This is a genomic window from Mycoplasmopsis lipophila (assembly GCF_045276895.1).
GTDB classification, from domain to species: Bacteria; Bacillota_I; Bacilli_A; order Mycoplasmatales; family Metamycoplasmataceae; genus Mycoplasmopsis; species Mycoplasmopsis lipophila.
In genome coordinates this window covers 440578-463065 of record NZ_CP174165.1, presented here as the reverse complement: position 1 = coordinate 463065, position 22488 = coordinate 440578, and the positions used below count along the sequence as shown (strand labels likewise).

Below are 22488 nucleotides of genomic sequence, written 5' to 3'. Positions count from 1 at the left end.
ATAAAGAAAGGAAATATGAAATTATTTGACAAGATTAAAAATAAAATCAAAAAATCTTACAAAAATTATTCAGATGAAGATAAAGAAGAATATGTAAGATTAGTTGAAAAAATTAAAGAATCAGAAAAATTTGGTGATTCTTTACCTGCTATTGAACTTAAAAATGTCTTTATTGACTTTGGTGAAACTTTAGCAGTTGATGATGTTAGTTTTAAAATTCCAGAAGGAACATTAGTTACTTTATTAGGACCTTCTGGTTCTGGTAAAACCACTACTTTAAATGCTATTTCAGGTTTATTAACCATTACTAGTGGTAAAGTATTTTTCTATGGTAAAGACGTTACTAAATTATCACCTCAACAACGTAAATTAGGTTTTGTTTTCCAAAACTATGCTTTATATCCACATATGAGTGTTTATGATAACATTGCCTTTCCTTTGAGAAACGATGCTGATTGACAAAATCAAGTGATTGTAAAATCTGAAACTGCTAAAGTTAATATCAATGTTGTATATTTGAAAAAATTAGGTGCTACTAATGAAGAAATTCAAATGTACAAAGATAAATGAAATTACTATACTAAAATTCAAAAAGAAACAGATTCAGAATATGCAAACTATGTTGCTGAATTAAAGAGCAAATTAGAAAAAGCTATTACTGATCATAAAATGGCAAAGGTTCACTATCAAGCTGAATTATCATCTGTTTCAAAATTGATTTTGAAAAACTTTGATAACTTGAAAAAAGATATTAGAGAAAAGAAATATCAATTAGAAGAAAAATTCAATTTATTGAAAAATACCAATTCTTTATTATCGGAAGAAGAATATAAAAAATCTGAATTTTTAGCAAATTTTGATTATTCAATTTTAAAAGCTAAAAAGTTTAAAAAAGAAGAAATTGAACTTGCTCAACAAGAAGTGGAATTGATACAAGAACAAATTGTTAAGTTAACTTCTGAAGATAAAAAAGACTTTTCAATGTCTGAAACTAAAAAATGTTATGAATTAGAAAAGAAATTAGTAAAATTAACTCTTTTTTATAAATACTTTATAAAAACTAATCAAGCAACTTTAAAATTTGTTCCTTTGATTAAAGAAACAAAAGAAAACTTGATTATCGCTAAGAAAGAATATCTTGATGCTGTTAAATCAAATGAAAAATTGTCAAGATTAAAAAGAAATAAAGATTGAATGAGATTTTATGCTCTTTCTGAATTTCATAAATATGAAGATGAATTGATAGCAAAATATAATTTATTACAAGTTATTGCTGATGATAAAAAGACAAAATCTGCTGATTTATCTGTTGAAGAAAGAAATGAAATTATTGAATTATCAAAAAACATTTTATCTATTAAAAAAGCAATTCACAATGAAGTACTTGAAGTAGGTAAAAGAGTTGAAATTTCTTCTATTTTACAAAAGAAACCAACCAGATTATCTGGTGGTCAACAACAACGGGTAGCTATTGCTCGGGCAATTGTTAAAAAACCTCAAATCTTGTTAATGGATGAACCTTTATCAAACTTGGATGCAAAATTAAGAATTTCAACTCGTCAATGAATTAGAGAAATTCAACAAAAATTAGGTATTACCACAGTTTTTGTTACCCATGATCAAGAAGAAGCTATGTCAATTAGTGATATTGTTATTTGTATGTCAACTTCTAAAGTTCAACAAATTGGTTCACCACTAGAACTTTATAACAAACCAACAAACCAATTTGTTGCAAGGTTCTTGGGTATGCCTGAAATGGGACTTTTACCAGCTAAATATGAAAATGGTAAATTATCTGTTTTAGATAAAGTTATTAAGGGTGTAACCTTTAAAGATGTTGAAACCTTAGACTTAAATGTTGGGGTTAGAGCTGAAGACTTTATTTTGAAAAATACTAAAGCTGAAGCACAATTTGAAGGTTCAATTATTGCGGTTGAAAACTTTGGTAAAGAAAGTAAATTGATTGTTGAACTTTTAACCGGAGAAAGATTAAACTTTTTAATTGATAATAAATATAACTTTAAAGTAAAAGATATGATTTACTTTGACTTACCTGTAGATCGTTTACATATTTTTGATGCTAAACGTGAGGAAAGAGTCGAATATGAAGTTAAAAAATAGTATTTGATCAAGATTAACAAATAAATCAAAGAAATTATTTCTTTGAGGAGCTAAAAAACAAAGTGAAAATAAAGTAGAAAGTCTTTCTACTTCTATTGTTGAAAGAAGAACCCCTGCTTATAAACCACTTTTACTTTTACTTCCTACTTTATTAATTCTTGGTTTATTTACAATCTTTCCTTTATTTTTAAATATTTATTGAGCATTTACTCCTCATGATAAATCAGAAATCAAAGGAGCAACCATTGAAAACTTTAAAGATTTAATAGCAGATCCTACTTTTGCAGTTGGTTTAAGAAATTCTATTATCTATGGATTATTAACCCTTCCTTTTGTAATGGCGATTTCTTTATTAATCTCTTCTTTAATTGCTACTGTGTATAGAAAATGAGCAAGAGGAATTTGACAAACTATTTTCTTCTTACCTTATGTTACTAATGCAATTGCAGTATCTTTAACATTTATTCAAATGTTTAGTATTACTGGTCTTTTTAACTCGGCTTTCGGAATTAGAGTTGATTGATTAAAAGAAGGAGATATCTTTGGTTATAAAGCAATTTTGGTTTTATTTATCAAAGGAATATGATCAGGATTAGCGTTTAACATTTTAATTTTTACCACTGCGATGCTTTCTGTAGATAAAAACTTATACCGTTCTGCATCAATTGATGGTATTGGAGGATTTAAACAATTCTTTACCATTACCTTACCTTCTATTAAATCAACCACCAGCTTTTTAATTACAATGGGAATTATTGGTGGAATAAAAGTTTTCCCATTAGCACTTTTCGAAAACAAACCAGAACAAGCAATCCAAAATGGTGCTTCATCATTAATGTTATTTGTATATAAAAAGATTTCATTAGATATTCACCAAGCTTCAGCAGCTGCTATTGGATTATTTGTAATTGGAATTATTTTCTCAACTTTAATCCGTGGAGGATTTAGCACTATTATGAAATCATCTATTAATTTAGGAGAATACAATGTTTGAACTAAAATTAAGAAGTCAAAAGAAATTTCTAAACTTTAGATTAAGAAAAAATCGTGATAGAACTAGACAACAAGTAAGAGAAATTTCTACTCTTTCAATTGTTACTTCCGTTTTTCTTAAACTACTTTTATTAGTATTCTTTAGTATGATAGTGCTTTTACCTTTCTTCTTTATGCTTTTTGTGGCAGTTATGCCTAAAAGCCAATCTGATTTATTGAAATCACAATTTTCATTCTTCCCTAAAGAATGAGTATGAAGAAACTTTCCTGATGCTATTAAAGGAGCAACTTCAAGTTATTGAACTTCCTTCTTTTTAACCTCTGCTAACGTTATTTTATCAATAGTATTAAAAGTATTTGTAACAATGTTAGCTGGTTATGCCTTTTCTATTAAAACTTGAAGAGGAAAAGAATTTTTATGATCATTATTTATTTCCTTATTAGTTTTACCAGAAGTAGCATTATTAACTGGACAATATAAAATGGTTCTTTTCTTAGATGAAATTAAAATTAGACAAAATTTTGCTGGAACTGTTTTAACTATTGCCTTGCCATTTATTGCTTCAATTTTTAACGCTTTAATGTATAGAAATGCTTTTGAAGCTATTCCAAACAGAATTAAAGAAGTAGCAATGGTAGATGGAGCTGTAGGAGCTAAATACTTGTTTAAAATTGCTATGCCTATGGTTACCCCTACTACTTTAACTATTGTTATTCTTACTGCTTTAGCTTCATGAAACTCATATTTATGACCTGCTTTAATTGCTGGTACAGATTACAAAATTATTTCAGTTTGATTATTTGATGTTGGTAAAGATCCTAACGATGATAAAAGAGTAGATCAAAGTCTTAAAATGGCTGGTGCTATTTGTGCTGTCTTACCTATGCTTTTATTCTACTTCTTATTTAGAAAAAGAATTATGAATGCTATTTCTCGTCAAGGAAGTACCATTAAAGGATAGGAGAAATAATGAAAAAAGCAAATTTAAAAACCAAAACTGTGATTTGATTAATTATTACTATTGTTTCATTAGCAATCATTATTCTTTCCTCAATTTGAATAGCAAATTGTAGATTTGTTATTAAAGCTACTGATTATGTATATCTAGATGAATATAAAAGCTCTGCTTTAGCAGAAATGGCTTATGCGATTTCTTTCTTAATTTTCTCAGTTGTAACTGCCTCAATGGGAACTTTTATTAGTTATGCTGGAATTAAGTCATGAAAATACAATGCAGTTTTATAAAAGGAGTAACAGATGAAATTAAATAAAAAAGTTTTCTTAACTTTAATCCCAGCTTCAACTATTGTTGCTACTCCTATTGTAGCTAGTTCATGTTTGATTCGTTTAGATAAAACTATTAAAGAAGCTTATGAATATGGTAAAAACCATGATTTTAATAAAAAACCATTAATTACTGATCAAAATTCTTCAGTTGAAGAAAGAAATTTTGAAAAAGAAATTAGAAGTATGCGTTTTGCTAAATATGAAGCTCATACTTTTGAACTGAACATTTTTACAAAAAGTTTTAAGAGTGAAAACTTAAAAAAGATTCCTTTTGAAAAAGCTAAAAGAATTACTGATTACTATTTTAAAGATACTCCCTATGCTTATCTATTCTATTCAAGAAATATTTTATCTTCATCACCAGAGGGGACTGTAATTAAAGATATTACTGTAACAACTCCTACTGCTGATAATATTGATAAATATTATTTTAATGAATTTATCAAAGCAATTAATGCTAAAGATGATTTTAAAACTTCATATGAAAATCTCTTGAAAGCATTTGTTAAAAATAATGTTAGAATCAACGAAACTCTTAACAGGGAAGTAGGTGCTTTTGCTGGATTTCCACTTTTATATCCATTGCAAAATTTAAACAATACTTATAAATCAGGATCTGATGCTGATAAAATCTTTAAAAATTCTATTACTAAAGATGAACTAATTAAAGAATATATTCAAAATCCAACTGAATTTATTAGTGAAAGTGGTAAACACAAAGATTTATTATTTGATTCTAAAAAATTTGCTGAATCTTTTGAAAAAAGTAGTGATAAAAAGAAATATCAAGAAAAATATAGACAAAATATTGCTAACATTAAAAACTATGGAACCAGTTATGCTTCTATAGCTAGATTATTTACTCAAATCCTTTACTTTAAGGATTATAAAGATATTCAATTATTAAAAGTATTTAATAAAACTACTAAAAAATTTGAATATGTAATTGAAAAGAAAAATGGTAATCATTGAGAAGTTTATAATTTTTCTAATGATTTAGATAAACTTTTAGATAAAAATACTTCTTCTACTCACAAAATCACTCCATTAACTAAATATGTGGATGATTGAACTTTTGAAGTAGATAAAACAACTGATACCTCAAATATTGTTAATTATGTACCTGATAAAGATGGAACTACTTTCTTATCAAAAGATATTGATGAATGAAATAGAGAATTAGGATATTTCAAAGCAATTTCACATTTTCAAAATTAAAATAAAAGAATACAATTAATATTAAATTAAGTTAAATATAAAACTTAAAATAAAAAACAAGGAGAAAAAATGAATAAAAAAATTTTATTTTCTGCTTTAGCAGTTAGTCCTTTAGCAGTTGCACCTATTGCTTTATCAGCAAAATGTAACAATGATAAAAAACCTGAAGTTTTAACTGATGACCAAGTTTTAGAAGCAGAAGCTAAAAAAGCAGCTTTATCATACAAAGGAATTTTAGATTCACAACGTAAAGATCATTATGCTTTTGAAGCTAATTGATTACAAAGTGCTTCGATTAAAAATCTTGATGCTAATAAAGTAGAAGCTAAAGTAACTAAATTAGAAGCTAATGTTGCTGAAGGAAAAATTACTGCTACTTATGAATTAAATATTAAAGGTAAAGCAGACAAAAAAGTTACTAAAACCATTGTAGCAGAAGGATTTAAAAAACCTGTTTCTTCTGTAAAAGCAACTTTAGAAGTTAAAGAAGAATCTGTTGAACAAGGTAAATTAACTAATGGATTTATAGAAAATGATAAATTAAAATTAGGAAAAGATGTTATTGCTGATTTATTAGTAGATAAATCTAAATTAGCAGATGAAATTGATACTGATTATTACAAATATGATTTTAAAAAGTTAATTTTACAAGGTAAAAAAACTAATAATGAAAGATCAGATTTAATGCATATTGAAAATTTAAATGGTTTACAATTATGTCATCCAAAAGATCCTATTTATAATGAATATCCATCAGCTCATATAACTGTAACTAAAGAAGAAGGAAAAATAGTTCTTAAATTTAGAGTAGCAAAATACAATAAAGGTAAAAATATCAAAGAAATTTCAAAAGAAGTTTACACTTTAACAATTGCTACTAAATAATTAAATTAAATCGTTTTAATAAAGACCTTTTTAGGTCTTTATTTTTTATAAAATAAAGGAGATTATTATAAAATAAACATATGGGATTTTTTAAGTATCTAAAAGAAAAACTTTTTGGTAAAAAAAACAAAATTGAAGCCAAAGAAGAAGCGATTAAAGAACAAGAACAAGAAGAATTAATTAAATCTAAAAAATTAGAAAAATATAATGCCGGTTTAAATAAAACTAGTATTTTTGGGAGAAAAATACTAGAGCTTCAAAATCGCCATAATAAAATAGATGAAGATTTTTTTGAAGAATTAGAAGAAATTTTAATAATGAGTGACATTAGTACAAAATTAGTTTATGCAATTATTACTCAAATAAAAAATGAAGTAAAAATTAATAATATTACTGATCCCAAACTTATTGGTGAAATTGTAGCTGACCAAATGTTTTTAATTTATGCTAATCAGTCAGTAATCAACACTAATTTAAACTACAAAAATGATCGTTTAAATGTTTTTATTTTTGTGGGTGTTAATGGTTCGGGTAAAACTACTTCTATTGCTAAAATAGCAAACATTTATAAGAAAAGAGATAAAAAAGTTTTAATAGCAGCAGCTGATACTTTTAGAGCAGGAGCAGTTAGTCAATTAGAAGTTTGAGCTGATAGAGTTCAAGCAGATATAGTTAAACCAGTTAAAGAAGGTGTTGATCCTTCTTCTGTGGTTTATCAAGCTTTAGATAAAGCTAAAAAAGAAAACTATGATTTATTGATTATTGATACTGCGGGTAGATTGCAAAATAAAGTTAATTTAATGAATGAATTAGCAAAGATGTATGGAATTATTCAAAAATTCGAACCTTCAGCACCACATGAATGCTTGTTAGTTTTAGATGCTACCACAGGTCAAAATGGAATATCACAAGCACAAGCCTTTAAAGAAGTTGCTAATCCTACAGGGATTATTTTAACTAAAATGGATGGAACTTCTAAAGGTGGTATTGTTTTAACTATTAAAGAAGAATTTGATTTAAATGTTAAATATATAGGTTTAGGAGAAGGATTAGATGATTTACAAGAATTTGATTTAGATTCTTTTATATATGGAATGACTAAGGAATTAATTTTAAATGAATAATAAAGATATAAGAGATATTGACACTCGTGAATATTACATTAATTTATTTAGCAAATATCAAAACTTTTTAACTACTACTCAACAAAATATTTTTAAACTTTATTTTTTTGAAAATCTTTCTTATTTTGAAATTTCTGAAATTGTTGCAACTACTAGAACTTCAGTTTATGACAGCTTAAAAAAAGCATTACATAATTTAGAAAAATGTGAAAATAAATCAAAGACTTTTTAGGTCTTTGATTTTTATTATTCACCTTTAGATTTTTACTAATTCTTCTATTTTATAGAAAGATTAGTAATAATTTCTTTGTTGACTTAATTTTTCTAATCAAGTGCTTGAACTTGTTTCTACAAGACCACAATTACCTATAACTTTTCCTTCTTTGATAAGAGCATAATAAGGTAATTTACCACTTCAACTATTTGAAATATTTAAATATTTGTAATGTAATAAACTATATGGTAGTTCATCAATATTACCTTTAACAACTTTGTCATTTTTAAATTTATTTAAATAATTCGGTAAATTTTCTAAGAAATTTTTACATATAGAACAACCATCTCTATGTGCCACATAGATTGTAGTGTTTTGTTTAGACATTTCATTTATTTCTTTATATTTATTGTTAACTTCATTTATAGTTTTTTCATTTAAATCTATTGCATAAAAAATACTTTCCATTTCATTATTTGATGTTAAATTTTTAAATTCTTTATTAATTTTTTCTAAAAAAGAATAAGAATTTTTTAAATCAGTAATTTTTTCTATATTTGTACTTATTCTATTTAAATAATTTATGAATTGTTCTCTTTCTTCATAATTAGGTAGTAAAGGAATACTGTTGATGTTATCAATGTATGTGGATGCTTTTTCTAAAAATTTTTCATTTATAAAAAAATGATTTGTATTTTTTATAAAAAATTTAAGAGTATTAATTTTTGATTTTAATTGATTATCTTTATCTTTTAAAACTTCATTTAAAACTTCATTTATTTCATCTATAAATTTTTGATTAATTTTAGAAACATAAGTTTTTAAAAAGTTTTGAATTTTTTCTTTTAAAGGTTGTGCCGGTTTTACTTTAATCTTAGTCTCAAAGACTTGTGAATATTTTTTAGTTTCTAATGAATAAATTTGATAAAAAAGGCTTCCTTCATTACTAAAAAAATCTTCTTTATAATTAATAAATAATTTTTTAATTTGAAACTTATTTTTATTTATTTCATTTTTGTTAAAAGATAAATCAAAATCATTGATTTTAACTTTATTTTTAGTTAGATTATTATTTGTATATTCATCTAAATTATTTCCAATGTAATTTAACTCTACATTTTTAGATAAATTAGTAAAAGCTTCTTTTTCTTTTTGACTTAAAGTTTTTGATTTATTAAAGTCATCATAAAAAGATTCTATATTATTGTTATTTTTTTCATATTTACATGAGATTGAAAATGGTAAAAAAGTAATTAAAGGAGTTAATAATAGTAATTTTTTCATAGTTTTCTTATTATATAATATAGAAATACATAAATATAGAAATACATAGATAATATATTTAGATTGGAATAATATGGAAGAACAAATGGATAAAAATTCTAGTTTTGAAGTTGAAAATCAACAAGATTTAAATAAAGAAAAAAGAAATCAAGAGGCTTTAAAAACTGATTATAAAGATGATGAATATTTTAATGATTTATTTAATGACGAAAAATATAGTGGTATTTATGACCTTGACAACAAAGTGGAACTTTTAGTAAAAGAAAAAGAAACTAAAAATAAAACTATTAAAAATAAATCAATTGATAAATCAATTAAAAAATATGAAAATGAAATTAATAAAAATGATTTAGATAAATTATGAAAAATTTATGAAAATAAAGGGAAAGTAATTTCTAAAAAAGATTATTTATTCCCTGAAGAATCAAATAAAATAGAAAATGAAAAATTAACACGTGAACAAGTAGTTGAAACTAAAATTAAAAGACATTTATTAGAAAAATTAAAAGATTCTATTGATTATGATAGTGTTAATTTATATCAAAATAAAATTAAACAAAATAAAAAAAATATTGGTTTAATTACTGGTTTAGTATTATTTTTCTTTTTTATTTTATTAGGAGCTATAACTTTTTATTTATTAAATATGTTTATTTTTGGTTTTGGTAGACTTGTTAATGATATAAAAGAAAATGATTATATATGATTAGGAATTTTTGGTGGTTTAGCTCTGTTAGATTTATTTTCATTAGCATTTTATATACCCCCTCTTAAAAAAGAAATAAAAAAATTAACTTATTTTATAAAAGAACATATAGCACATTCATTATTGGATAATCGTATAAAATGAATTGATCTTAAAAAATATGCTTTTAATTCATTAGTAGATTTAGATTTCGTTAATACTTCTTCAATGAAAGTTTGGGTAGGTAAAATGACTTATCCTGATGTACCACATAATAGAAGTGTTAAATGTATAGAATATAGTCATAATTATATTTATAGAAATATTAATGTAAATATTCAAGATGCTGAATTACAATATCATGATGGTTCATATGAAAAAATGAATTTAGATAAAATGAGAATTGATGATCGTGAAATTGTTAATCCAAACATTAATGAAAATGTTAATTTATTAAAAATTATTGAATTAGACTTAAAGAAATCAAAATTTGCAGAGTATGATATTCCAGATTTTAATATCTTTAATTTCTTAGAATCTTCTAAAACTTCAGCACCTGAAAATTTATATAAACTTAAAAAATATGATACTAATTTCGATGTTACTTTTAATTTACAAACAAATGTTCCAAAAGAAAAACAAGAATTATTAATAAATTCGTTAGATAAATTTATGGATGATAAATTCTTTGCTAGAGATTATTCGCATTCTAATAGTTCAATTTCTTGCTTTAATAAAAAAATTATTGCTGTTTTAGCATATGATGAAATTAAAGACAGAGAAGAAAAATATTGACAAACTTTATTTATAAATAATTTTGTTCCATTTAATCCTAGTGATTATTCATCTATTGATGATAAAAAAGAAGTAATGTTCAGTGATAATAATGAAGTTGATAAAATTAGATATTGTGATTTATTAACTTATTTAGAACAATTTGCTACCTTTTTCGCAAAAATACATACTCAAATTGAAAAAAGTTTAATGCCTTTAATTAAATTAGTAGCACATTTAGTAAACAAATAGAATTATAAAAAATGAACTTATTTAAAGATGAGTTCATTTTTTATAATTCTTATTTTATCTTTTAATTATTATTTATATTTAAACAAATAAAAATAAAGGTTAGAAAATGGAAGAAAAACAAGAAATAAAAATGAATAAAAAAGTAGGTTTTTGAACCTTACTTTTTTATACTATTTTATGATCTTTTATAGGTTTTGGTGGTGGTAATGCTTTAATGACTATTATTAAAAAAACCGCTGTTGATAAAAAGAAATGATTAACTGAGCAAGAATTTGATCAAAATGTTATTATTACCAATTTATTACCAGGTCCTAGTGCCATTGAAATGTTTAGCTATATTCCAATGAAATTATTAGGTTTTAAAAAAGGAATATGAGTTACTATTATTGGGTGTTTACCTCATGTTTTATTTACATTTTTATTAATTTATTTTTCAAAATATATACCTTCTAAATATTTGTATGTAATTAATGTAGGAGTAATTTCAACTATTATTGGAGTTTTAATAGTTTTTGCTATTAATTATTTTAAAAAAAGTTATAAGCAATTAGGAATATGACAATGAATTTTATTATTTTGTTTAGGCTTTGTTTTTAATTTTTTTGTTCCTAATCCATATAACTTACCTATTGTAATTATGTTTTTAGTGATGGGGGGTATTTTTTATTTATATTGTTATAAAAAAGAAGAATAAAGAAAAAAATAATGAAAATTTTATAGAAAAAATAGAAATTCAAGAAGATAAAAATAAAGAAATAAAAAATCAATCTGATTTAAAACAAAAAGAAGGATTAGATTTAGAAAAAGAGGTAAACCATGATTAGTGTTTTATCTTTATTAGTGGTATCTTTATTTATGATTTTGATTAGTTTATCAGTTTTTGGTGGTGGACAAATTTTTATGCCAATTTTTAATTGGTTTTGAACTAATTGCAATAAATGATTCGGAACTAATATTGATCAATCAACTATTTATAATATTTTTTCTATCAGTAATATTACTCCCGGTATTCTTTCTCCTAAATTTGCATTGCTTTCAGGTTTTTATATAACAAAAGGTGAGTGATGAGGTTGAATAACAATGTTTATTACTTATTTATTATTTGTTTTACCAGCAATTATTATTATGTATTTTGCCACTAAAAAAATTAATAAATATTCTAATAATGAAATTTTGAAAAAACTAGTGTTAGTAATGAATCCAATTGTTTCAGCCATTGTAATCTCTTTATCTTTACAATTGATTATTTCTATTACTTTTCCATATTTAATTTTTAATAACTCTTGAAAAGAATATTTAAAATTAAATTTTTCTTCTCCAAAAGTTCAATTTTTTAAAGGCTGAAGACAAATAGCTTTATATATATTTGTTCCTATAGCAGTTTCAGAAACTATTTTTCTTTTATATAAAAAAATTCCTTTAATTTTTATTATTTTAATTAATTTAGCTTTAGCGTTTATAGTTTTTGAACCTTGATTATAAAATTATCTTTATAATATTAACTATGTTAGAAATTACAGTTACATATAAAGAAAGAATAGATAAATACATTTCCAATAATACTGATATCACTAGAAATGATATCCAAGAATTAATTAAACAAAATGCAGTTTTAGTTAATGATAAAGTAGTAATGAAAGCTAATTTTATTGTTAATGAAGGACAAAATATCAAAATTTTAAAGCTTATTGAAAAACAAGAATTGAAAATTAAACCAGAAAATATTGAAATTAAAGTGGTTTATGAAGATGAAGATTTATTAGTAGTTGATAAACCTAGTGATTTAGTGGTTCATCCTGCTCCAGGTCATTTTGAACATACTTTAATTAATGGCTTAATGTATAAATATAAAAATTTATCTGATGTAAATGGTTTATTAAGACCGGGAATAGTTCATCGTATTGATAAAGACACTAGTGGATTGCTAGTAGTAGCTAAAAATAATGAAATGCATAATCTTTTATCAAATATGCTTAAAGACCATTTAATTAAAAGAAAATATTTAGCTTTAGCATTAGGTTCTTTTAAAGATAAAAATCTTAAAATAAATTTACCTATTGGCAGGGATCTAAAGAATCGCCAAAAAATGGCAGTTACTCCTAATAATTCTAAAGAAGCAATAACTAATGTAGAAGTATTAAAAGAATTTTATTATGAAGGTGAATTTTTATCTTTAGTAAAGTGTTCTTTAGAAACAGGAAGAACCCATCAAATTAGAGTTCATTTAGCATATATAAAGCATCCAGTTTATGGAGATCCTATTTATGGAAAAAAAGTTGATGATTTTAATCAAAGATTACATGCTTATAACTTAAGTTTTATTCATCCTAAAACCAAAAAATTAATTAATCTTTTTTCATTTCCAAGTAAAGAATTTGAAATAAGTAATTTTGATTTTTTAACCTTTATTGAAGGTGAAAAAGAAAAAGTAGATTAAACAAAGATCTACTTTTTTATTCCATCTCATTTCGGTTTTTAAAAATTAAATTGATAGGACAGCCAGTAAAATCAAACATATTTCTTAACTGATTTTCTAAAAATCTTTGGTAAGAAAAATGAAGATATTTTTTATTATTTACAAATAAAACAAAGGTAGGAACTAAATCTTTTGTTTTTCTTACAAAATAAATATTTAAAATTCCATTATTAAAACTTTTTGGAGGTTGAATAAGTTGAGATTCTAAAATTAATTCTGATAGTAAATTTGGTTTAATATCTCTTTCTAAATTAGCCTTAACTTTTAGAATAGTATCTATTAATGTATCGATCCTTAAACCCGTTTTAGCAGAAATAAATACAATAGGAATTCAAGTGGCAAATTGAAAACGTTTATTAAGCATTTTTTTATAATCACTCATTGTATTGGTTTCTTTTTCTACCAAATCTCATTTATTAATTACTATAATGATAGGTTTATTACTTTCTAAAGAATAACCAATAATTCGAGCATCAAAATGTGATATTTCTTGAGTGGCATCAATCATAATAATTGATAAATTAGATTCTTCTAGAGAACTTTTAGCTCTCATTAAAGCATATTGGTCAACAACATCTTCGATTTTACTTTTTCTCATTATTCCGGCAGTATCCACAATATTAAAATATTGATTTTTAATTTTAATAAGTGATTTTACACTATCTCTTGTAGTTCCTGGAATATTAGAAACAATAGAACGATTTTCTTTGGTTAAAATATTTAGCAAAGAACTTTTTCCTGCATTTGGACGTCCTATGATTGAAAGTTGAAAGTAATTTTCATTTTGATCTTCACTAAAATCTAAATATTTTAAAGCTTCGTCTAAAACATCTCCTACACCATTTCCATGTAAAGCAGAAATAGGAAAAATGTGATCCACACCTAATGAATATCAAGCATAATTAAATTGAGAAATACTTTCTAATTTGTTAGCTGCCACAATAATTTGTTTATTTGCCTTTCTTAAAATATTTAAAATAAAAGCATCATCATTAGAAGGTTCGTTATTACCATCTACTAAAAAAATAATTACATCTGCTTCATCAATAGCTATTTTAGCTTGAATTTGAATTTCTTCTTGGAAAGAATTTTTATTATTTTTAATTTCAATTCCACCAGTATCAATAACTTTAATTGTTTTACCATTTCATTGAATATTTTCATAAAGCCTATCTCTAGTTATTCCTGGACGATCATAAACAATCGAAGAACGTTTACCAATTAAACGATTAAAAAGGGTACTTTTACCCACATTTGGTTTTCCAATAATTGCAATGCTATTTCTCATTATTGTAAATTTTCCTTTTCTTTAATAATTGAAATAATTTTGTTAACTACTTCTTCAAAAGACATAAAAGTACAATCTATTTCAATAGCATCTTCTGTTTTATGCAAGGGATCATTTTTACGGTTAATATCATTAAAATCACGTTCTTTAATTTCTTTATAAACTTGTTCAAAATCACTTTTAAAACCTAATTCTTTATTTTGAATTGATCTACGTTTTGCTCTTTCTTCGGTAGAAGCAGATAAAAAGATTTTTACTTCAGCATTAGGCATAATTTTAAAGGTAGTATCTCTTCCATCCATAATAAAACCCCTCTGCACATTAGTAGTTTTTTGAATAGTTTTAACAATAAAATCTCTTATTTTTTGATTTTTAGCCACTATGGAAGCAGCAAGAGAAATTTCATCACTTCTTAAATATTTAGAAACATTTTGATCATTTAAAAAGATATTTTCTTTTTGGTCAAAGGAAATAACTATAGAATTTAATACTTTATCAACATCATTTTCATTGGTAGCATCTAATTTATTTTTTAAAAAATAATAAGCAAGAGCTCTATAAAAACTTCCGGTGTTAATATAAAAATAATTTAATTTTTTTGCTATTTCAATTGAAACGGTAGATTTTCCAGCTCCAGAAGGTCCATCAATCGCTACATTAACTTTATTTATTTTTTCCATAATTTCTCCTTTAGTTTAACTAAAATTCAAATTTATTTATAGTAATTTCACCTGTTTTATCAATACTTACAGTTTCTAATCCTTCATAATAAGGTGAATTAGTATCATCAAATCTATAATCATCTAATAATGCTTCTAGGTCATTAGTTTTAAAATTATTAGTAAAATGATCAACATTTTCATTAATATCTATTTGATTTGGTAATAGTTTTTCTATTTCTAATAATCAATTATTTAAAAGTGTTATGTTTTCAAAACTAGTTGAGTTTTTATTTAATGATATATTTAAATCAGATAGAAATAATTCGTTATTTTGATCATAAAAATTAAAATTATTATTAACATTTTTATTAAATCAATCAACATTTTTCTTGAGTGCTGCATCAGAATTTAATAAAGCATTAAACATTGATTTTTCAGTTAATAAAGAAGCATAAACTTCTTTATTTTTTAAAATTCTATCCTCATTTTTTTTCATAATACCAATTATAAACAAACATTAAAATATAGTTAAAAATATTGAAAAAAACTAATTTTAGGAATTTTTTTATTTTTTATAATTTAACTTATTTTATATACTTTAGTATATAAAATTATATTTAAAATTGACTTATAAATGTGCTATTTGGTATAATAAAACTTATAGTTAATTTTAATTTTTTAATATGAAAGGAAACATATGGCTAAAGAAAAAGATGAAACAAAGTATACAGCTAGTAATATAAAAGTTCTTGAAGGACTTGAACCTGTTAGAGTTAGACCAGGGATGTATATTGGTACTACTGGAATTAAAGGATTACATCATTTAATTTGAGAAATTGTAGACAATTCCGTTGATGAATGTATGGCTGGTTTTGCAAATAGAGTAGAAATAACTATTGGTGAAGATGAAACTATTGAAGTTTCAGATAATGGTAGAGGGATTCCTGTTGACATTCACCCTAAAACTAAACTTTCTACAGTAGAAACCGTTTTAACTGTTTTACATGCTGGAGGTAAATTTGATCAATCTTCATATAAGGTTTCTGGAGGACTTCATGGAGTTGGTGCTTCTGTAGTTAATGCTCTTTCAGATAGTTTTGAAGTATGAGTAAAAAGAAATGGTAAATTACATTATGCTCAATTTGCTAATGGTGGAAAAATTATTAAACATCTTGAAGTAATTGATCAAGTGGATTTAGAAGATACAGGAACTAGAATTAAATTTCATCCAGACTTTACCATTATGGATAAAAATAAATTTGATAAAGATGCTATTTTAGACCATGCTAAACAAATTGCTTATTTAAATAAAGCTTTAACTGTAGTAGTTTCTGATAAAAGAGATAATTCTTATGAAGAATTTTTCTTTGAAGGTGGAATTGTTGATTATGTAAAAGAATTAAATGAAGGACAAAAAATTCTCCATGAAGAAATTATTTATGCTGATGGTGATTATGCTTATCAAAATCAACTTCCAGTACATGTAGAAGTAGCTATTCAATATAATGAAAAATATATTGGTAATGTGGTTTCTTATGCTAATAATATTGTTACTGTTGAAGGTGGAACTCATGAACAAGGTTTCTATGATTCTTTAGTAAGATTAATCAATAATTATGCGATTAGCAATGGTTATTTAAAAATTGATGCTTCTAATGATGATAAATTAACTAGAGATGATATTAAAGAAGGTATTACCGCTATTATTTCAGTTAAACATGCTGAACCTATTTTTGAAGGGCAAACTAAAGGAAAATTAGGTAATAAAGATGCTAGAGCAGCAGTTAATAAAGTTTTATCAGAAAGATTAGAAAGATTTTTAAATGAAAATCCTGATGTAGCTAAAATTATTATTGAAAAAACTTTATTAGCTAAAAAATCTCGTTTAGCTGGAATTGCTGCTAGAGAAGCAACAAGAAGAAAAACTGTTTTTGAAGGTGGCTCATTACCTGGAAAATTAGCAGATTGTTCTTCAAAAAATGCTGAAATTTCTGAACTTTACATTGTCGAAGGTAATTCTGCGGGTGGTTCTGCTAAAATGGGTAGAGATCGTAATACTCAAGCAATTTTACCTTTAAGAGGTAAGGTTATTAATGCTGAAAAAAATCAAGCAAAAAAACTTTTTGCTAATGCAGAAATTCTTTCAATGATTACTGCTTTAGGAACAGGAATTGGAGAAGAATTCAATATTAATAAATTAAGATATCACAAAATTATTATTATGACTGATGCCGATGTTGATGGTGCCCATATTAGAACTTTACTATTAACTTTCTTTTACCGTTATTTTAGAGAATTGATTGAATATGGATTTATTTATATAGCCCAACCTCCACTTTACAAAATTTGACAAAATAAAACTGTTGAATATGCATATAATGATGAACAAAAAGATGAAATAATTAAGAAATTAAATTCAAGTAGCAAAATCAATATTCAACGTTATAAAGGACTTGGAGAAATGGATCCAGAACAACTTTGAGAAACAACAATGGATCCAGATAATCGTAAAATGCTTCAAGTACAAATTGAAGATGCAGCAAGAGCAGATTGAGCTTTTACTACCCTTATGGGAGATGAAGTTTTACCAAGACGTGAATTCATTGAAAATAATGCTAAATACGTTAAAAATATTGATTTTTAATCCTATAATTAAGTTAAAAAAGCAAAATGATAATATGTTCCATTTTGCTTTTATTTTTCAAAAAAAAATCCAAAGGAATTATTTTACCTTTGGATTTTTAAGTTATTTATTATTTAGCAATGTGTTCAGTCATTACTTCATTTTCAATAACTAAGAATCTATCACCTTTTTGAACACCATAAGGTTTTAAAGCATCTCCTGCTTTAGCATGATTCTTTTTAATTTGTTCAAATAATTTAATTGAATCTAATGAGTTTCATACACTAGAAGTAACTCCAAAACCACCAATTAATTTAGGATCATTAATAATTCCTATGATAATTACATTAGGTCTAAATTTAGCTACTTCTTCTAATAATTTACCAGTTCTTGATAAAACAACAGCAAATTTGTAATCACCATATCTAGTTCTGTTAGCAACTTCATAAGCAATTCTTGCTCTTTTATCAGGAGTAGATTTTCTTCTTACTTCTTCTAATTGGGTGTCATAGTAAACTTCATTATAAAATTCTTTTTCAGCTCTTTGGTTAATAGCAGCCATAGTTTTAACAGCTTCCACTGGGAAATTACCACTAGCTGTTTCACCTGAAAGCATAGTTGAATCAGCACCTAATTCAGTAGCGGTATAAACATCAGTAACTTCTGCTCTAGTAGGATGAGGTGAATTTTCCATAGAGTCTAACATTTGAGTAGCAACAATAACTGGTTTTCCTGCTTCACGACATTTTCTAATCATCATTTTTTCAAAGTATGGAACATCATAGTAAGGAATTTCTAATCCTAAATCACCACGAGCTACCATAATTCCATCAGAAGCTTCAATAATTTCATTAATGTTTTTAATTCCTAAACTTGATTCAATTTTAGAAATGATTTTAATGTGTGAACCACCATTTTTGTTTAATAATTCTCTTAATTCGTTAACGTTTTTAGGTGAATTAACAAATGAAGCAGCAATGTAGTTAACTCCAACTTTAATTCCAAAAAGAACATCATCAATATCTTTTTGTGCTAAAAATGGTAAAGAAAATTCAACACCTGGTAAATTAATTCTTTTATTGGTTTTTAATTTATGTTGGTTTTCAGTTTTAACTAGTACATAACCTTTACCTACTTCGGTAACGATAGAAATTAATTTTCCGTCATCAAATAAAACTTCATCACCTTTTTTAAGGTCATTGCTCATATCATAAGCAACGGTAATTTCATCTTCATTACCTTCTAAATTTTGATATTTTTCAGTGGTTGTTCAAACTTTAACAATTTTATTTGCTGGAATAACTTGCATTCCATCTTTCATTTTTCCTAAACGAATTTCAGGACCTTTAGTATCTAACATTAAAGAAATAGGAATATCTAAATCTTTTGAAACTTTTTTTGCTAATTCAAATTTATTTAAATGTTCCTCATGAGTTCCATGACTAAAGTTGGCACGAATACATGTAACTCCATTTAAAACAATTTGTTTTAAGGTTTCATAATTATCTGTAGAAGGTCCAATAGTAGCTACTAATTTACTTCTTTTATCAGTAAGTTTCATTTTTTCTCCTTAGATTTTAAATAATAATTTGTATAAAAAATATATCTTTAATATTGTATTACAATAGAAAATTTTAATAAATAGATTATTATATTTTTCATATTAAAGTAAATAAAAAAGCATCTTATTAGATGCTTTGAAAGGAGTTAAAAGTTTAACAAATGGTACGCTCTAGAGGACTCGAACCTCCGACCCAATGGTTAAAAGCCATTTGCTCTACCGCCTGAGCTAAGAGCGCATCAATGGTGCCCAGAACTGGACTTGAACCAGCACAGTCTTGCGACCGAGGGATTTTAAGTCCCTTGCGTCTACCTATTCCGCCACCTGGGCATTAAGTATATAAAATATACTTTTTAATTATATAGAGATTTTGAAAAATATTTATAATTTTTTTATTTTTTTCTAAAAAAATTAATCAAAAAATCACCAATTTTATGGTGATTTTCATCTATAAATTTAAATAATTATTTCTTTTCTAAAGTAACTGAGTAAACATTTTTTGAAATTGTTTTATTTTTAAAATTGTATAATCTGAAGAAAAATGTAACTTTATTACCTTCGATTTTTGTCCCTATATAACCACTTCCACCTCATTTACCACTTTTACTTTTATATACAGGTTTTTTGTGGTTAACTGCTTGAGTTGTTTTATCAATACCTTTTATTTTAAACAATGCTTTTCCTTTATAACTAGCATTTCCTTTATCATCTTTTCCATGGAATGAACCACTAGTATAACTAAATGAAACTTGATTAAATTTCCCTAATTCATTAAATCAATTTTGATCAATAATTTCAGCTTTAGCATTTTCATAATCAAAGGTCATTGATTCATCAATTTTTAAACCTGAAGCTGAATCTATAGTAGCATCTTGAGGTCCTACTAATTTAACTTTACCAAATTCTTCTGTAGGGTTAGCAGGATTAGATGGTGTTGAAGGGTTGCTTGGATTAGAAGGATTAGATGGGTTTGCTGGATTACTTGGATTAGAAGGATTATTTTGATTATTTTCTGGAACTGTTGGTTTTTGTGGTTTGGTATTATCTCCACAAGAAACCGATAAAGCAATAGTAGGTAAAACAGCTAATGAAGATAAAGATAATAATAATTTTTTAAATTTCATATAGAAATATTTTCCTTTCATTTCTCTAATATAAATAAAGATTACTTCTATATTTTATGCTTATTGTTTTATGTTATAAGACAATATGGAAATAAACACACAATTTAATTATAAAAATAAAAAATGTATGTAATTTTACATACATCGAAATTAATCTAAAGGAACTATTTTTTGGTTGTAGTAGCTTTTTTAGAAGTAGTTGCTTTAGTTGTGGTTTTTTCAGATTTAACAGATTTTGTAGTTTTTTCTTCTTTTTTAGGAGTTTCTTTAGCAGGTTTCTTTTCTACTTTTGTAGTTTTAGGTTCTTTTATTTCTTCAACTTTTTTTGTTTCTTTTTTAGGAGTTTCTACTTTAGTTTTAGCAACTTTGTCTTTGCTTTCAACTTTAGTATGTTTTCCTGCTTTACATTCAGCAACAAAAGTTTCTAATCTTGAAACTTTTCTGCTTCCTTTATTAACGTGGAAAATTCCTTTTTGAACTGCTACTGCTATTAATGATTTAGCATTATTTAATAATTCTTCTTGTTTTTTATCTTGTGCTAATGCTGCTTCTCTTGCTAATCTAATAGCTTTTCTAACACGATTTTTCATCGCATTATTTCTTAATCTGTTTTTTTCTTGTTTAGCAATACTTTTAATATTTGCTTTAATTTGTGCCATAATAGCCTCCTCTTTTTTCATATAAATAAAAGATGATTATTTAAAAATAATCACTTGAAAAAATCATTAAAATTATACCAAAAAGATATTTTCTTATATATTAAATATATAATGTATAACAGTATAAAAATAAGGAAGTTTTATGGAATTTGAATATCAAGTAATTTTGGATTTTGAAGCAATAAATGAACAGCATTTGCATAAATTTCATAATAATTTAAAAAAACGAATTATCTTTTGTGTATCTATAGGAATTAAAAAAAATAGCGATAAAAAATTCATAACTACTTATTTATTAGCAGATTTTAAAGATGAAAAATTAATTCAAAATAATTTATTAGAACAAATAAGAAATTTTATTGAAATAAACACTTCTTATTCTTCTTGAGAAGAAATATCTAAAAAAGTTCAATTTATAGGCTGGAATCCGGATTTAGAAAATTCATTTTTTAAAGAAGTATTTAAAGATAAAGAAATATCAATTAAAGTTAAAAATGTTATAAAAAATTCTAAATTTTCTTTTAGTTTAGATCGTTTAACTAAAAACAGCAAATATGATAAAGAATTTTTTACAAATATAAAAAAAGCTAGTTTAAAAATATACGAAAAATATAAAGATCGTTTAGGTTTTTTAGCTTCGTTATGTGGAATGCTAATTTTTTGTAAAATAAATAAAAGAAAAACATATAAAAAAGATCTAAATACTTTACTAAACAATATAACTTTAAAACAATTAAAAAATGATCTATATTTTTATTCTATTCATGATACTTATAAAACCATTTGTTTATATCAACATCCAAAAGAATTAAATCTTTTTATAGAATATTATAAAAATTTACAAAAAGAAGTATATGATGATTTTAATTTAATTGAACTAAAAAATAAATATAAAATAATAATTAATTTAAATAAAATCAATAATTTTATTAATAGTAAAAAAACAAATCATATGAAAAGTATTGATGACTTAATAAATACTTTGAATAACAAAGTTTACCTTGATACTTTTTTAAGTACTAAAAATTTTGAAGATAAAGATAAATTTCAAAAATTATTAAAAAAACATTTGAATTATTTAAATACTAATAAAAAAAATATAGAAAATATAGAATTTAAAAATATTCAAATTATAGAATTAGAAGATCAAATATCTAAACTTAAAAAAACTATTGATGAAATAGAAAATGAAAAAAAACAAATTTTAATAACGTTTAAAGAGAATTTCTTTATTAAATATATAAAGAAAAATTAATT

General features: G+C 24.5%; 20 protein-coding genes, 2 tRNA genes and 1 pseudogene. 14 read left to right on the top strand and 9 right to left on the bottom strand.

Annotated elements, in window-relative coordinates:
* Positions 1 to 15 precede the first annotated feature (15 nt).
* From ACJA27_RS02060 to ACJA27_RS02025, 8 genes are all read left to right on the top strand, one after another.
* On the top strand, positions 16 to 2121 hold the full coding sequence (locus tag ACJA27_RS02060; RefSeq protein WP_406617642.1) for an ATP-binding cassette domain-containing protein: 2106 nt from the start codon (positions 16 to 18) through the stop codon (positions 2119 to 2121).
* Positions 2105 to 3154 carry a carbohydrate ABC transporter permease gene (locus tag ACJA27_RS02055; protein WP_406617641.1) on the top strand — a complete coding sequence of 350 codons (1050 nt, stop codon included), beginning with the start codon at positions 2105 to 2107 and terminating at the stop codon, positions 3152 to 3154. The genes ACJA27_RS02060 and ACJA27_RS02055 overlap by 17 nt, the downstream gene beginning before the upstream one ends.
* Positions 3108 to 4076 carry a carbohydrate ABC transporter permease gene (locus tag ACJA27_RS02050; protein ID WP_406617640.1) on the top strand — a complete coding sequence of 323 codons (969 nt, stop codon included), beginning with the start codon at positions 3108 to 3110 and terminating at the stop codon, positions 4074 to 4076. The genes ACJA27_RS02055 and ACJA27_RS02050 overlap by 47 nt, the downstream gene beginning before the upstream one ends.
* A gap of 8 nt (positions 4077 to 4084) precedes the next feature.
* A complete protein-coding gene (locus tag ACJA27_RS02045; RefSeq protein WP_406617639.1) occupies positions 4085 to 4360 on the top strand; it encodes a hypothetical protein in 276 nt (91 codons plus the stop codon).
* Positions 4361 to 4372: 12 nt separating this feature from the next.
* Positions 4373 to 5620 (top strand): hypothetical protein, encoded by a 1248-nt coding sequence (locus tag ACJA27_RS02040; protein WP_406617638.1) that lies wholly within the window; start codon positions 4373 to 4375, stop codon positions 5618 to 5620.
* A 69-nt stretch (positions 5621 to 5689) separates the two neighbouring features.
* The gene (locus ACJA27_RS02035) at positions 5690 to 6505 is read left to right on the top strand and encodes a variable surface lipoprotein (RefSeq protein WP_406617637.1); all 816 of its coding nucleotides are present in this window, start codon (positions 5690 to 5692) and stop codon (positions 6503 to 6505) included.
* 80 nt (positions 6506 to 6585) lie between these two features.
* Positions 6586 to 7629 carry a signal recognition particle-docking protein FtsY gene (ftsY, locus tag ACJA27_RS02030; RefSeq protein ID WP_406617635.1) on the top strand — a complete coding sequence of 348 codons (1044 nt, stop codon included), beginning with the start codon at positions 6586 to 6588 and terminating at the stop codon, positions 7627 to 7629.
* Positions 7622 to 7861 (top strand): hypothetical protein, encoded by a 240-nt coding sequence (locus ACJA27_RS02025; RefSeq protein WP_406617634.1) that lies wholly within the window; start codon positions 7622 to 7624, stop codon positions 7859 to 7861. Before ftsY ends, ACJA27_RS02025 begins: the two co-directional genes overlap by 8 nt.
* 60 nt (positions 7862 to 7921) lie before the next feature.
* Here ACJA27_RS02025 and ACJA27_RS02020 read toward each other — a convergent pair whose 3' ends face one another.
* Complete coding sequence (locus tag ACJA27_RS02020) at positions 7922 to 9127, bottom strand: hypothetical protein (protein ID WP_406617633.1); 1206 nt, start codon at positions 9125 to 9127, stop codon at positions 7922 to 7924.
* A 73-nt stretch (positions 9128 to 9200) separates the two neighbouring features.
* Here ACJA27_RS02020 and ACJA27_RS02015 point away from each other — a divergent pair, with 73 nt between their 5' ends.
* The 4 genes from ACJA27_RS02015 to ACJA27_RS02000 all read left to right on the top strand — a co-directional run bounded on the left by ACJA27_RS02015 (position 9201) and on the right by ACJA27_RS02000 (position 13275).
* Positions 9201 to 10838 carry a hypothetical protein gene (locus ACJA27_RS02015; RefSeq protein WP_406617632.1) on the top strand — a complete coding sequence of 546 codons (1638 nt, stop codon included), beginning with the start codon at positions 9201 to 9203 and terminating at the stop codon, positions 10836 to 10838.
* A 106-nt stretch (positions 10839 to 10944) separates the two neighbouring features.
* On the top strand, positions 10945 to 11532 hold the full coding sequence (locus tag ACJA27_RS02010) for a chromate transporter (protein WP_406617631.1): 588 nt from the start codon (positions 10945 to 10947) through the stop codon (positions 11530 to 11532).
* Between the two features lie 122 nt (positions 11533 to 11654).
* Positions 11655 to 12320, top strand: a complete 666-nt coding sequence (locus tag ACJA27_RS02005; protein ID WP_406617630.1) for a chromate transporter — start codon at positions 11655 to 11657, stop codon at positions 12318 to 12320.
* 22 nt (positions 12321 to 12342) lie between these two features.
* On the top strand, positions 12343 to 13275 hold the full coding sequence (locus ACJA27_RS02000) for an RluA family pseudouridine synthase (protein ID WP_406617629.1): 933 nt from the start codon (positions 12343 to 12345) through the stop codon (positions 13273 to 13275).
* Positions 13276 to 13291: 16 nt separating this feature from the next.
* Here ACJA27_RS02000 and der read toward each other — a convergent pair whose 3' ends face one another.
* Genes der through ACJA27_RS01985 form a run of 3 tightly spaced genes read right to left on the bottom strand, consistent with a single transcriptional unit; the run spans position 13292 to position 15760 of the window.
* Positions 13292 to 14602, bottom strand: a complete 1311-nt coding sequence (der, locus tag ACJA27_RS01995) for a ribosome biogenesis GTPase Der (protein WP_406617628.1) — start codon at positions 14600 to 14602, stop codon at positions 13292 to 13294.
* A complete protein-coding gene (cmk, locus tag ACJA27_RS01990) occupies positions 14602 to 15282 on the bottom strand; it encodes a (d)CMP kinase (RefSeq protein WP_406617627.1) in 681 nt (226 codons plus the stop codon). The genes der and cmk overlap by 1 nt, the downstream gene beginning before the upstream one ends.
* Before the next feature lie 19 nt (positions 15283 to 15301).
* Positions 15302 to 15760: a hypothetical protein gene (locus ACJA27_RS01985; protein WP_406617626.1), complete on the bottom strand. Its 459-nt coding sequence runs from the start codon at positions 15758 to 15760 to the stop codon at positions 15302 to 15304.
* 201 nt (positions 15761 to 15961) lie between these two features.
* Here ACJA27_RS01985 and gyrB point away from each other — a divergent pair, with 201 nt between their 5' ends.
* The gene (gene gyrB, locus ACJA27_RS01980) at positions 15962 to 17908 is read left to right on the top strand and encodes a DNA topoisomerase (ATP-hydrolyzing) subunit B (protein ID WP_406617625.1); all 1947 of its coding nucleotides are present in this window, start codon (positions 15962 to 15964) and stop codon (positions 17906 to 17908) included.
* Positions 17909 to 18017: 109 nt separating this feature from the next.
* Here gyrB and pyk read toward each other — a convergent pair whose 3' ends face one another.
* The 5 genes and pseudogenes from pyk to rpsT form a co-directional block, all read right to left on the bottom strand.
* Positions 18018 to 19448 (bottom strand): pyruvate kinase, encoded by a 1431-nt coding sequence (gene pyk / locus ACJA27_RS01975; protein ID WP_406617624.1) that lies wholly within the window; start codon positions 19446 to 19448, stop codon positions 18018 to 18020.
* A 162-nt stretch (positions 19449 to 19610) separates the two neighbouring features.
* Positions 19611 to 19686 (bottom strand) — tRNA-Lys (locus tag ACJA27_RS01970).
* 5 nt (positions 19687 to 19691) lie between these two features.
* A tRNA-Leu gene (locus ACJA27_RS01965) sits at positions 19692 to 19778 on the bottom strand.
* 134 nt (positions 19779 to 19912) lie between these two features.
* Positions 19913 to 20572 carry a variable surface lipoprotein gene (locus tag ACJA27_RS01960; protein WP_406617623.1) on the bottom strand — a complete coding sequence of 220 codons (660 nt, stop codon included), beginning with the start codon at positions 20570 to 20572 and terminating at the stop codon, positions 19913 to 19915.
* A gap of 398 nt (positions 20573 to 20970) precedes the next feature.
* Positions 20971 to 21231 (bottom strand): annotated as a pseudogene (gene rpsT / locus ACJA27_RS01955) (30S ribosomal protein S20); the annotation flags it as partial.
* A gap of 142 nt (positions 21232 to 21373) precedes the next feature.
* Between rpsT and ACJA27_RS01950 the strand changes: the two are divergent.
* Complete coding sequence (locus ACJA27_RS01950) at positions 21374 to 22486, top strand: hypothetical protein (RefSeq protein ID WP_406617621.1); 1113 nt, start codon at positions 21374 to 21376, stop codon at positions 22484 to 22486.
* The last annotated feature ends 2 nt before the right edge of the window (positions 22487 to 22488 follow it).